Genomic DNA, 13,842 nt, shown 5'->3' on the forward strand with positions numbered 1-13,842 from the left:
GTGTGAACGAGGCGCTCTACCACTGAGCTAATCGCCCGTTTATGCAAACGGGTTGCGTCTAGAAGAATATCTGATTCCATTCCTCTGCTCCAAGTAAACATGCGGTATCGGGAAAGAAAATGAAGGTGATGCTTCCTACACTCAGCCAGTTGGACAACAGGATCAAAAAATGACTATATTTATTGAGCACCGCCGGGGAGCCGGAAGGTATCGCGGATGTAGCTCAGTTGGTAGAGCATCACCTTGCCAAGGTGAGGGTCGCGGGTTCGAGTCCCGTCATCCGCTCCGGGAAGTCCTAAAGGACTTCACACGGTGGGTTGGCCGAGAGGCGAGGCAACGGCCTGCAAAGCCGTGTACACGGGTTCGAATCCCGTACCCACCTCGCATGAGAGGGCGATTGGCGCAGCGGTAGCGCGCTTCCCTGACACGGAAGAGGTCACTGGTTCGATCCCAGTATCGCCCACCAAACAGGGCCCGAGAGAAATCTCGGGCCCTGAAGTGTTTCCCGGAACTGTTCAGTCGGGTCCGTCGCCGTCGAACCGCCCAGTTTCTCAGCTCTCAGATTTTCAGCACTGTGCCCTAGAGGACACTTGGCCTTGTGTCCCTAGCTTCTTGCACGAGGAGTGGCCCTGCCGACTTTCATGCAATTCGAAATTTCGCACTCTCGATGACTATATGATTGCGTTACTGCGACGGTTCGCCTCAACGGTGAGGTTTGGTCAAAGCGCAGTGTTAGATACTTGTTTGTTGCTCATGGATTCGTGACTCACAAGACCGCGCCTACGATCTTTGGCCCAACATGCTTGCCCTATCTTCCTCGGTAGTAGGTGGCGGAAAGTCCAAGTGTCCGGTCTGATCCTCTCATCAAAGATGATGCAGGGGAACCAGGTCGTTTCTGCCCGGGGTCGGAGCCTTTTTCAGAGGTTTTGACTCGCAGGGAAGGATAGAAGTAGGTTCGCGGACCTGTGGTTTGTGTCAAAGGAGAGCAGATGAAAATTCAAAGGAGAAAGCGTTCGCGAACACTGTTCGCCCTCCTCGCGGCTACATCGGTTGCGTTCATGGGTGCGTGTTCTGGCGGCACCGACGACCGGCTTGTCATGCCCGACGTGGTGGGACTAAACCTCGACGTTGCGTTGAGTGACCTCGAGCGAGTGGGTTACGACGAAGATCCCGAGATCCTTGGTGGAGGCACCTTCGGAGTTGTCAATGAGTCGAACTGGGAGGTGTGTGAGCAGCTACCTGCACCTGGTGAGGAGATCACCACTCAGCCTCGTTTGACCGTTGAACGTGACTGTGGATTTGGTGACGACGATGAGAGCGAGGAGGCAATAACCGAGGAGGAAACAGAGAGCGTTCCCGAGCCAACTGAGGAGGAGACAGCTGAAGAAACTGTCACAAATGAGCCCGAGGAAGCAACTGAGGAAGAGCCAACGCCGACCGAGGACGCTGCCGCACCGACAGGGGACTCCGGCGATTCGGGCAGGCGTTCAGGTTTCAATGCCGCGGAGGTGGAGCAGGCACACCTCGATCACCTTGGTCCTGACTACGACTTCTGGGATATGTGCATGGATGATGGAACGTACACTCACTGGACGTGCTTCTACGAGGGAGTGGAGAACACCTCGCAGTATCTCCAAGTCAACCTAGACACATACGGAACGGGGATACCGACAGAACTTCAGGAGCTCGCGGAAATGACAGGGCGACACTGGTTCAACTTCATTGGGTGTGACTTCCCCGAACTCGACACCATTGTCGTGAGTATCAACGGGCAACATTACAACACCTATCGCTCAATGTACTTCGACCTCTGTTCTTGAACTGACGGGCTCGCAGAGAGTGGCGGAGCAGAGTCCTCACTCCGCTCCGCCACTCTCCTCAATGATTTGGACGATGACGACGTCCAGATCTTTCGTCAGATCCTATTGAGCATCCAGCGATAGGCGTCCTGGATGACCTCGTCGCGGATCGTTTCGTTGAAGATCTCGTGGAAGAGACCACCGTAGATCTTCAGTTGACAATCTGTTGAGGAGATGGAGTCGAACAGGTCCTTCGAGTCCTGGACGGACACGAGGGAGTCCTTCTCTCCGTGCATGATCAACACGTTCTCCGAATATGAAGCGATGTTCTTCTTGATGTACTCGATGCCGTCCGCGAGCGCGAAGCACAGCCCTAGGGTGTAGGTCTTCCGGTTGAGCGGATCGTTGACGTAGTCTTCCCGGATTGCTGCGACCGAGCAGACTCCGTCTCCCAGCTCGTTTGGAAGGGTGATGTGGGGATCCTGGTCGCGTGGCAGGTCGGCAAAGCTCTTGAAGTTGTCGGCTACGAGAGCTCCGGAGAGAATGACGCCGTCGACTCTGCCGGGATAGCGCAGTCCGTGGGCGGCCACGGTGTATCCACCCATGGAGTGTCCAATGAGGAACACGGGGAGATCCGGGTACTGTTCCTTCGCGATGTCGAGAACCATGTCCGTGTCGTCGATGGGGTCTGACCATTCGTCGAAGTAGGAGTGTTCGCCGTCGGACTTTCCGTGTCCGCGGTGGTCGAAGCGGAGCACTCCGATGGCGCGGTCGTTCAGGGCACCTACCATGTAGTCGTATCTGCCCTGGTGTTCGCAGAGCCCGTGAACAAGGACGACGATGGCCCTGGGTTGGTCGGGGATGTCTTTACGCACGTAGATTTGGGTGCCATCGAATGACGGCACCATTCTCTCGGACATGTGATTCTCCTTTGAATCAACTGGTCTTTGACGGTCCTATTCTTCGAGCGTGGACAGGTCGCCTTCGTCCTGTCCGAGGGCACGCGCGCGCAGGACTCGTCGCATGATTTTTCCCGACCTCGTTTTCGGGAGTGACTCAACGAACGTGATCTCATCGGGTTTGGCGATGGGGGAGAGGTGCGCTGAGACGTGTGTGCGGAGCTCTTCGATGAGCTCGCGGGAACCGGTGTGACCCTGGTTGAGGACCACGAAGGAGTGGATGGCGTTGCCCTTGACCTCGTGGGGGAGTCCGATCGCTGCTGACTCGGATACTGCATTGTGCGAGTTGATGGCGGATTCGACCTCGGCTGTGCCGAGGCGGTGTCCCGACACCTTGATGACGTCGTCGGTGCGGCCAATGATCCAGAAGTAGCCGTCCTCGTCCCGCTTGGCTGCGTCGCCTGTCGTGTAGCGGCCGGGATAGGTAGACCAGTACGTGTCGACGAATCTCTGATCGTCGTTGTAGAGGGTGCGCGCCATGGCGGGCCAGGGGTTCTTCAGCGTGAGGAAGCCCTCCTGACCGTCGGGTACCGGGTTGCCGTGTTCGTCGAGGATCTCGGCTTCCTGACCGAACACGGGCCTGCCTGCGGAACCCGGTTTCTGCGGCATCGCAGGCACGCCCGCTATCTGGAACATGCCGGTCTCGGTCTGCCACCACGTGTCCATGAGGGGTGCCTTGCCGCCGCCGATGACGGAGTGGAACCAGTGCCACGCCGCCGGGTTGATGGGTTCGCCCACGGAGCCAAGCAGGCGCAGGGAGGACAGATCGTGCCTCGTTGCCCACGCGTCACCGAACCGCATGAGGGAACGGATCGCCGTGGGTGCCGTGTAAAAGGTGGTGATGCCGTAGTGCTCGATCAGTTTCCACCAGCGGTCCGGGTGCGGGAAGGTGGGGCCGCCTTCGTACATGAAGGTGGTGGCGCCGTTCAGGAGGGGCCCGTACACGAGATAGGAGTGGCCGGTCACCCAGCCGGCATCGGCCGTGCACCAGAACCGATCGTCCTCCTGGATGTCGAACGTGTTCTTCAGGGTCGTGTATGTGCCGACCATGTAGCCGCCGTGGGTGTGAAGGATGGCCTTGGGCTTACCGGTGGAGCCGGAGGTGTAGAGAATGTAGAGCGGGTCTTCGGCATCGACCTGGACGGTTTCGCACTTCCCTCGTGCGACGGGCAGGTTCGCGAGGTCGTGGTACCAGTGGTCGCGGGTGGCATCCATGTGCACCTCGGCGTCTGTGCGTTTGACGACGATGACGTTCTCGACCGTGGGGGAGAACCGAACCGCCTCATCGACGATGTCCTTGAGCGGGAAGATGGTGCCGTTGATCCAGGACCCATCGGCGGTGATGACGAGCTTTGATTCGGAGTCGTCGATGCGGGAGGAGAGGGCGTCTGCGGAGAAGCCGGCGAACACGACGGAGTGGACGGCCCCGAGCTTCGCACATCCCAGCATGGCGAAGAAGACTTCTGGGATGCGGGGGAGGTAGATCGTGACCCGGTCACCCTTGCGGATGCCCATAGCCTTCAAGATGTTCGCCATCTTGTCCACCTCGCGGTTGAGGGAGAAGTAGGAGAAGGTGCGGACTTCCTTGCCGTCCTCGGATTCCCAGATGAGGGCGAGCTTGTTCTTGAGGGGGCCGGTCACGTGCCTGTCCACCGCGTTCGTCACGATGTTGGTCTTGCCGCCAACGAACCACTTGTAGAACGGGGCATTCGAATCGTCGATGACACGATCCCACTTTCTTGACCACTCGAGCTCGCCGGCCCGTTCCTCCCAGTAGGCGTAGGGATCGGCCTTGGCGGACGCCTCGATCTCCTGCCAGTTCTCTGCCCACGACCCCGAGACGGTGTCGGGTGAGGGATGGAAGATTTCGGGCTCGAGTGATTCAGACATGTGACTCCCTTCATAGATGTGGACCACCTTGCCACATTGCGTGACGCATGTCTCAGGTTTCTTTCAAAAGTGGCTCATTCTTTCTTTGGCCGGGCTCGCGTGAGTCCGCTCACTGACTTCGCATAAGTCCTTGACCTGCGCGAGAAGGGGCGGGGTCGGTGCCGCCGTTCCGATTTGGACAATTCGCCCATGGGGAAGTGTTTTCAGGATATTTCCAGAAAGTCGCCGTTTGTTCATGTTGGGTTTGGAAAAGGTCATGTTCTCGTAACCGGTGGGTCTTAGCCTGGCCACGTCTTTTCGACGACTGCAAAGGAAGCACATGAAGACGCCGGTCCCTGACCACAAGAAACGAAGTAGTAAGAAGCGAACTCAATTGGTGGCGGGGGTGCTCGCGGCAGCGCTGCCCGCGACCCTGGCCACCGCCATGCCACTCTCGGCCGCGGCCGATGAGGTGGCGCCGTTTGATCTGGTCAACCAGTTCATCGGTACCGAACTCGATACCTCCCAGAACAAGTCGAACGATGCCTACGGCAACGCCTTCCCGGGTGCTGCCGTGCCGTTCGGCATGGTCCAGTCCAGCCCAGCCACCTACAAGGTGGGTGAGTCGAACGATCTCGTGCGCGAGAAGGGCGGCTACGAGTACACCGCGAACCAGCTGCGCGGGTTTGGCCTCACCCGCTACGAGGGTAGCGGCTGCCACGTGCGCTTCGGCGGCTACGAAGTGCCAACGATCCCGTACACGGGTGACCTGCCGAGCGGCGCGCTCCCGGTCATGCCGTCCTCCGACATTGGCCACTACTACCTGGACTTCGATCACGAGAACGAGACCTCGCAGCCCGGGTACTACTCGGTCACGACCGACAACGGCGTATCCACAGAACTGACCGCAACCGAACGCACCGCCGTGTCACGCTTCAACTTCGAAGAAGCAGACGGCTCCACCCTCATCGTCAACGTCTCGGGCCAGAACAACCGGTCCCAGGGACAGCACGTCACTATCGATCCCGAGGCCAACACCGTGAGCGGGTGGATGAGGGGTGCCGATATCTGCGATAACGGCAACTACTACACCTTCTACTTCTCGACCACCTACGATCAGGAGTTCGAATCCTACGGCGTGTGGAACAACGGCGAGATGATGGCGGGGGAGGAGTCCGCGACTCTCGACTCCGAGGGAACCGGCGCCGATTTCCGCAACCGCACGGGTGCGTGGCTGACCTTCGCCGACGATGCGACCGTCACCGCCCGCACCGGCATCTCCTACGTGTCGGTCGCGAACGCTGAGCTCAACCGCGAGGCCGAGGCCGACGATCTGTCCTTCGATGAGGTGCGCGCGAATGCTCGCGCCTCGTGGGAGGAGGCCCTTGGCACCATTGAGGTCACGGGCGGCACCGAGAACGATCGCGTGAAGTTCTATTCCGCGCTCTACCGCTCCTTCCTGCATCCGAACCTCCGCAACGACGTCAACGGCCAGTACCTGGGCTACGACAACGAGGTGCACGAGGTCGAGGAGGGACGCAACTTCTACAAGAACTTCGCCGGTTCCGGCTGGGACATGTACCGCTCCCAGGCGCAGCTCATTGCCCTCACCTACCCGGAGGTCGCGGCCGACATCAACCAGTCGATCGTGGCTCTGACGGAGCAGACGGGGTCGTGGGCGCCGGGGGCTGCCCGCATGCAGGGGGATTCGCTGCAGACAATCATCGCGACAACGGACGACATGGGCATCACGAACTACGACCGTGAGGCTGCCCTGCAGTCGATGATCGACACCCAGCAACTCCCGGGCGATAAGTCGACCCGCACGGATGCGTACCAGTACTTTGCAACCGCATGATCGAAAACTCGAAGGGCGACTTCGCGACTTCCCGCGTGCTCGAGTACTCGATTAACGACTTCTCCATCGCACATCTCGCGAACTCTCTCGGTAACGAGGATGCGTACGAGACGTTCATGGGTCGGTCCCAGAACTGGATGAACGTGTTCGACTTCCAGTCCGAACACATCATGCCCCGCGCACGCGGCGGCTTCGACCGCTCCTTCGACCTGCGCGGACGCGACGGCAACGGCGGCGGGCAGTTCAACCAGTCCACCGGCTACCAGTACGGCTGGCTCGTTCCCCACAACCTCTCGACCCTGATCGAGCTGCGTGGCGGCGTCGAGGAGGCCACGAGCGAGCTCGATGTTCTCATGGCGAACCTCGATGCTGGCGCGTACACGCAGACCGGCAACTATCTCTCCAACCAGCCGGCCCTGTCCACCCCGTGGGTGTATAACTGGCTGCAGGCACCGCACGAGACGACGGACGTGCTCTACCGGGCAGTGAACGAGATGTACGACACGACGCCGTCTGGCCTGCCCGGCAACGACGACCAGGGTGCGCTCTCGGCCTGGTACATCTTCGCCACCATGGGCATTTACCCCGCCGTTTTCGGCACGGGCGACATGATCGTGTCCGCCCCGATGTTCGAACAGATCATTATCGACCCGGTCAATTCCGACCGCGTCATCACGATCAACGCTCCCGGTGCTGGCGAGAACGCCAAGTACACGACCGGGCTCTCCGTCAATGGTGAGTCTCAGACCGCTTCGTGGATCGACGCGGAGTTCATCCGCACGGGCGGCACCCTCGACTTCACCATGTCGGCAACCCCGGGTGACTGGGGCACCGGAGCTGATAACGTTCCCCCGTCCTACACGGACGGCATGGATGCCATGAACAATGCCGGTACCACGCACGTGGGTCAAGGCAACATGGGTTCAGCCGACCTGTCCGACTGGTCGTATTCGATCGAGGCTCTGGAGCGCGCGGGCGTGACCCCGGGCGGCGATGTTCCCCTCGGTGACGACACCGACATCGTGTTCACCTTCCCGGACTCGGAACCAGGTGAACCCGACAACTGGATCCCGCACGGTCAGCGCATCGAGTTCGATGGCGAAACCGCGGGCTCGATCTCGTTCCTCGGCATGGCAACGAACGGCCCCGCACAGGGCAACGCAACCGTGGTGTACACGGATGGCTCCACCCAGACCGTTCCGGTGTACATGACCGACTGGGCTGCGAGCCCTGCCGGTGGCAACCGCACCCTTGTGGAAACCACCTCCCGCAACAACCGCAATGGTTCCTCCGGTAACGGCATCTTCCGCCTGTTCGGTACCCGCCCGGCGCTGCTGGATTCCGAGAAGCAGGTTGACGCCGTGTACCTGCCCCAGTCCACCGACAAGGGCATCATGCACATCTTCGATGTCGCGATCTCCGAAGAGGAATGGATTGATCCGAACGCACCGATCGGTACCCCCGAGCGCGTGATCCTCAACCCGTCCGAGGACCCGACCAGCTCGCAGTACGTGACGTGGCGGTCCACCGCTCAGCGCCACCTATCCGGCACGGTCGAGTACCGTCCCGTGGGTGGGCAGACCACGACCGTGGATGCGGAGAACAAGGCAAACCGCACCGTCGATGGTTACCCCTCACGCAGCCACTCCGCCCTCATGACCAACCTCGAACCGAACACCGAGTACGAGTACCGCGTCGCCTCCGGCAACAACTGGTCCGACTGGTACACGTTCACCACTCCGTCCGATGAGTCGGAACCGTTCACGTTCCTCTATTTCGGTGATGCTCAGAACGGTCTGACGACCGTGTGGCCCGAGTCGGTTCGCGTCGCGGAGGAGAATTTCCCCGAGGCCGAGCTGGCACTGATTGCCGGTGACCTTGTCGACAACGGCTCGAACAACAACGAGTGGACCGACTGGTTCAATGGCATCTCCCCGCTCCGCACCGAAATGAACATCCTCTCCGTTCCCGGCAACCACGAGATTGGTGGTCAGAACATGATGGAGAACTACTTCGATTCTTTCGAGTACGCGCCGAACGGCCCCGTGCCCTCGGATGCGAAGGAGTACGAGGCGGAGTTCGGTGAGCACTACGCCAACATCTTGAAGGACACCGTGTACTACACGGACTACCAGGGTGTGCGCTTCGTCAACCTCAACGCGAACCGCGACGACATTTGCACGATCACGCAGGTCCCGGGTAGCACCGCGGATTGTGAGACCCGCAAGCGCGCCTGGATCACCACCCAGGCAACGTGGCTCGACCGCGTCCTGGAGGAGAACCCGAACGAGTGGACCGTTGTTCAGTACCACCAGCCCGTATTCTCCACCGGCATCTCCGGTGAGGGACTGCGCGACCAGGCCGACTGGCGCCAGCAGATCTTGCCCGTTCTTGAGCGTCACAACGTTGACCTTGTGCTCCAGGGCCACGACCACACCTACGGCCGCGGCTACCACAACTCCACGGCGACCGGCATGGAAGGCGTGAGCGCAGGACCGGTCTACGTTGTCGCCAACTCGGGTGAGAAGCAGTACTCGCTCCCTTCCGCAACCGACAATATCTGGACCCGCAACCACGCGAACCTCGTCGTGTCCGCGCAGGACACGAGCTCCGTTCAGGGCATCACGATCGATGGCGACACCCTCACCTACAAGGCCGTCGTCTCCTACACCCGCCCCGGCGGTCAGGCAACGCACGTTGCTGGTGACACCCTCGATTCCTTCACCATCACGAAGGGCGAGGACGGCTCCAAGTGGGTGACCGAGACCGGTGTTGAGGTACCGGTGGGCGCCGATCCCGTCAACACGGAACGCCCCATGACGTTCCCGTTCGACCCCGAGACCTTCGGCAACGTGGTCTGGGACGACACGTTCGACGTCAACCGCCTCTCGTCGTACACGATCTTCGGTGGCGGCTCGGAAAGCTCCGCAGAGCTCACCGTCAACACCGAGGAGGGCGTACTCACGGCCAACGCACCGGGACGCAGGTGGAGCCACATTGCCCTGCCCGTGGCTGCCGGTGACGAGTTTGCTCTCATCATCGAACCGAAGTCCATGGCCGGCACCAACGAGGAAGACTCGATCTTCCTTGGCATGACCGACGGCGACCGCAACCGGGCACACTCGTGGTACAATAACGCGAAGCAGCTCTCCTCCCTCGACGTCATCGAACAGGGGCAGACCCGCGGACTCTCCGCAGGCGCAGGTACCCTTCCCGTGTCGTGGGAGCCGGGCGACCGCCTCGCCACCGTCTACTCCCACGGTGAGCTGAGCTCGTGGATCGAGAAGGACGGCGAGTGGATCAACATCCGCTACTGCGCCCTCCAACTCACCATGGACAAGGTAACGCTCTCGCAGTGGTCACCCACGTTCTCGCTGCGTCTCGACGCGGGTCATATGGAGATTGACCGCATCACCCTCCTGAAGCCCGATGGCGAGCTCATCCCCGCCATCATCACCCCAGCTCAAGTGACCGCGGACCAGGAGCAGGGCATCGTGACGATCCCCGACGCAACCGGCGTGCAGTACTACCTCGACGGCGAAGCCGTGGAGGCAGGAGAGTACGAGTTCCTCGGACACATCACGGTCACTGCGGAACCGACCGAGGGCTACGCCTTCGCCGACGGTGCTGCTACTGAGTGGACGTTCACCTACCTCGACCCGGACAACCCGATCGTCGTATCCCCGGATGAGCCCACCACGACCAACACGTACACGATTCCCGACGTCGAGGGACTCGAGTACCTCGTTGATGGTGTCGTGACCGCACCCGGCACGTACCCCTTCGAAGGCACGATCGTCATCACGGTCCGCGCACTCCCGGGATACACCCTCGAGGAGGGCATGCAGACCGAATGGATCCTCACCGCGGAACCCATTCGCGAACTCACCCAGGTGACGCCCGCGGAACCCACCGCAACCGACATCACCTACACGATCCCCGAGACCGAGGGCGTCGACTACCTCGTTGATGACGTCATTGTTGCCGCAGGAACCTACGAGGGCACCGGAGTTATCGCCGTGACCGCGAAGGCACGCGACAGTTACATCATCGCTGAAGGCGCCACCACGGAATGGTCCTTCACCTTCGAGGCAGGAGAACCGGGTGAGCCCGAGGAGCCTGGTGAGCCGGAAGAACCCGGCGAGCCCGAGGAGCCAGGTGAGCCCGAGGAGCCAGGTGAACCCAGCAAGCCCCTCACCGGCAACGTCTTCCTCCTCTCCAACGACTGGACCGCCACCACCGCAGCAACCGAATTCGCGTTCGGACGCAGGGGCGACGAGGTACTCGTTGGCGACTGGGACGGCGACGGCACCGACACCCTCGGTGTTCGCCGCGGCAACACCTTCTACCTCAACAACGAGCTCGTGGGCGGCAAAGCAACCCACCAGTTCAACTTCGGCAAGGCATCGGACGAAGTCCTCGTTGGTGACTGGGATGGGGATGGGGTGGACACCCTCGGCGTGCGCCGTGGCCACACCTTCTTCCTGAACAACTCCTTCGCGGGTGGTAACGCCGAGATCTCCTTCAAGTACGGCAAGGACGCGGACGAGATTCTCGTTGGTGACTGGGACGGCAACGGAACCGACACCATCGCACTGCGCCGAGACATCACCATCCACGTCACCAACACACTCGCAGGCGGCAACGCCGAGACGTCCTTCAAGTACGGACGGTCCTCGGACGAGGTCTACGCTGGCGACTTCGATGGTGACGGCAAGGACACGATCGCGATCCGTCGCGGCAATGCCATCCACATCCGCAACGAACTCAGTGGCGGCCCCGCCTCCACCGTGCTCGGATACGGACGCGCCTCCGACCGAGTCCTCCTCGGAGACTGGGACGGCAACGGAACCGACACCCCCGGAGTCAACCGGGTGCACTAGGAATCGCCACCAGCACATGACAAACAGCCACGGGAACAGCCCACGGGAAGTAACCCTCCGCTGCTAGCCACGTGACAGCAACCGCAGGGGAGCGGGGTCAGGAAACTGGCCCCGCTCCTTTCGTACGCTCGGGATCATTCCTATGGTCAGGCTGTCTCGAGCACCTACGAAGGTTCGTGAGTTCAGGTGCTTTCGTAGGATCCGGTCCGCTTGTGCGCTCGCGTTTATGCGCACATTTTTCTTGCTTGCTCGTTCAACGCTCGCGAACGGTGGGAGTGGGGGTGAGTTCAATGGCGGGCGGGGTCAGAACCTCAACGGTGCGGGAACTCAGTGACCGAAACGGCGGGGAAGTGTGTTACCCAAAGGGAACAGTTCTTGTGATGGGGGATAGCTGGGTGGGCATGGGTATGATGTTCGGGTGCGCACCGTCGTATGTGCGCACAGAATTGAATGGAGAAATACCGTGCCCCAGCTCGTCATTGACGGCTCACAAGTACAGATTGATGAACCGACAACAGGCATTGACCACTTCCGCCAGTCTCGCAACATTATTGCTCTCAGAGTTGATGGAGAGCTCAAGGACCTTGACACGGATCTGTCGACACTGACTGAGGGTGCCACGGTTGACGGCGTTGATGTGAACGAACAGGACGGACTCAACATCCTGCGTCACTCCGCCACCCACGTTCTTGCTCAGGCCGTCCAGCAGATTAACCCTGATGTTAATCTCGGCATCGGCCCGTTTATCACCGACGGCTTCTACTACGACTTCGGCAACATCGACCCCGTGACCCCCGAGGACCTTAAGGCGATCGAGAAGATCATGAAGCAGATCGTCAAGGAGGGCCAGTCCTTCAAGCGCCGCGTTGTCACCGAAGAAGAGGCACGCGCAGAGCTTTCCGACCAGCCCTACAAGCTCGAGCTCCTCGGCATCAAGGGACCCGACGCGGAAGCCGCAGCCGAGGGCGCCTCGGTCGAGATCGGCGGAGCAGAACTCACCATCTACGACAACGTCCGCCGCAACGGCGAAGTTGCGTGGAAGGACCTCTGCCGCGGACCCCACGTCCCCACCACCAAGATTCTCGGCAACGGCTTCTCCCTGACCCGCTCCTCGGCAGCCTACTGGCGCGGCGACCAGAAGAACGACGGCCTCCAGCGCGTCTACGGCACCGCATGGCCGACAAAGGACGAACTCGTCGCCTACCAGACCCGCATCGAAGAAGCCCAGAAGCGCGACCACCGCAAGCTCGGTACCGAACTTGACCTGTTCTCGTTCCCGGACGAGATCGGTTCCGGCCTGCCCGTCTTCCACCCCAAGGGTGAGATGGTCCGCATGGTCATGGAGGACTACTCCCGCAAGCGCCACCTCGAGGCCGGCTACTCGTTCGTGCACACCCCCCACATCACGAAGAAGAACCTCTTCGAAACCTCCAAGCACCTCGAATGGTATGCAGACGGCATGTACCCTCCCATGCACATGGACGAAGAGGTCGACGCCGACGGCAATGTCACGAAGCAGGGCCAGGACTACTACCTCAAGCCCATGAACTGCCCCATGCACAACCTCATCTACCGCTCCCGCGGACGCTCCTACCGCGAACTGCCCCTGCGCCTGTTCGAGTTCGGCACCGTCTACCGCTACGAGAAGTCCGGCGTCGTGCACGGCCTGACCCGCGCTCGCGGATTCACCCAGGACGATGCTCACATCTACACGACCCGTGAGCAGATGAAGGACGAACTCGCCAGCCTGCTCCACTTCGTTCTTGACCTGCTCAAGGACTACGGCATGGCAGACTTCTACCTCGAGCTGTCCACCCGCGACCCCGAGAAGTCCGTGGGTGACGACGCGACCTGGGAGGAGGCGACCCGCACCCTCGAGGAGGTCGCGAACGAGACCGGTCTCGAACTCGTGGCTGACCCGGGCGGCGCAGCCTTCTACGGACCGAAGATCTCCGTTCAGGCCAAGGACGCTATCGGCCGCACCTGGCAGCTCTCGACCATCCAGCTCGACTTCTTCGAGCCGGAACTGTTCGAGCTCGAGTACACGGCCTCCGATGGTTCCAGGCAGCGTCCCGTCATGATCCACCGCGCCCTGTTCGGCTCGATCGAGCGCTTCTTCGGCGTTCTCGTTGAGCACTACGGCGGTGCCTTCCCCGCGTGGCTGGCTCCCGTCCAGGTCACCTGCATCCCCGTTGCCGAAGCATTTGAGCCCTACCTTGAGGGCGTTGCCGACAAGCTGCGCGCCGAGGGCATCCGGGTCGAGATCGACCGCAGCGATGATCGCTTCGGTAAGAAGATCCGCAACGCCGCAAAGGAGAAGGTGCCCTTCGTCCTTATCGCGGGCGGCGAGGATGCCGAATCCGGTGCCGTGTCCTTCCGCTACCGCGACGGATCTCAGAACAACGGTGTCCCCATCGATGATGCGGTTGCCGAGATTGTTCGCCAGGTCCGCGAACGCGTCAACCAGTAGGAGA

Annotated in this window: 6 protein-coding genes and 3 tRNA genes; 7 read left to right on the plus strand and 2 right to left on the minus strand. The window is 61.0% G+C overall.

What is annotated here, in order from left to right:
* Positions 1–212: 212 nt before the first annotated feature.
* The 4 genes from QMB98_RS09095 to QMB98_RS09110 all read left to right on the plus strand — a co-directional run bounded on the left by QMB98_RS09095 (position 213) and on the right by QMB98_RS09110 (position 1,820).
* A tRNA-Gly gene (locus QMB98_RS09095) sits at positions 213–285 on the plus strand.
* A 26-nt stretch (positions 286–311) separates the two neighbouring features.
* A tRNA-Cys gene (locus QMB98_RS09100) sits at positions 312–382 on the plus strand.
* Positions 383–391: 9 nt separating this feature from the next.
* A tRNA-Val gene (locus QMB98_RS09105) sits at positions 392–466 on the plus strand.
* A 523-nt stretch (positions 467–989) separates the two neighbouring features.
* Entirely contained in the window at positions 990–1,820 is an 831-nt protein-coding gene (locus tag QMB98_RS09110) for a PASTA domain-containing protein (protein WP_371685417.1), read from the plus strand.
* Between the two features lie 95 nt (positions 1,821–1,915).
* On the opposite strand, the gene QMB98_RS09115 is transcribed toward QMB98_RS09110, so the two are convergent.
* Complete coding sequence (locus QMB98_RS09115) at positions 1,916–2,719, minus strand: lysophospholipase (protein ID WP_371685418.1); 804 nt, start codon at positions 2,717–2,719, stop codon at positions 1,916–1,918.
* A gap of 36 nt (positions 2,720–2,755) precedes the next feature.
* Complete coding sequence (gene acs, locus QMB98_RS09120) at positions 2,756–4,648, minus strand: acetate--CoA ligase (protein ID WP_371685419.1); 1,893 nt, start codon at positions 4,646–4,648, stop codon at positions 2,756–2,758.
* A 319-nt stretch (positions 4,649–4,967) separates the two neighbouring features.
* Here acs and QMB98_RS09125 point away from each other — a divergent pair, with 319 nt between their 5' ends.
* From QMB98_RS09125 to thrS, 3 genes are all read left to right on the plus strand, one after another.
* Positions 4,968–6,485 carry a glycoside hydrolase domain-containing protein gene (locus QMB98_RS09125; protein WP_371685422.1) on the plus strand — a complete coding sequence of 506 codons (1,518 nt, stop codon included), beginning with the start codon at positions 4,968–4,970 and terminating at the stop codon, positions 6,483–6,485.
* Complete coding sequence (locus QMB98_RS09130; RefSeq protein WP_371685423.1) at positions 6,482–11,368, plus strand: glycoside hydrolase domain-containing protein; 4,887 nt, start codon at positions 6,482–6,484, stop codon at positions 11,366–11,368. The genes QMB98_RS09125 and QMB98_RS09130 overlap by 4 nt, the downstream gene beginning before the upstream one ends.
* 463 nt (positions 11,369–11,831) lie before the next feature.
* The gene (thrS, locus tag QMB98_RS09135) at positions 11,832–13,838 is read left to right on the plus strand and encodes a threonine--tRNA ligase (protein WP_371685424.1); all 2,007 of its coding nucleotides are present in this window, start codon (positions 11,832–11,834) and stop codon (positions 13,836–13,838) included.
* Positions 13,839–13,842: the final 4 nt, after the last annotated feature.

Origin of the sequence: Flaviflexus sp., from assembly GCF_041440645.1 — a bacterium.
GTDB lineage: Bacteria > Actinomycetota > Actinomycetes > Actinomycetales > Actinomycetaceae > Flaviflexus.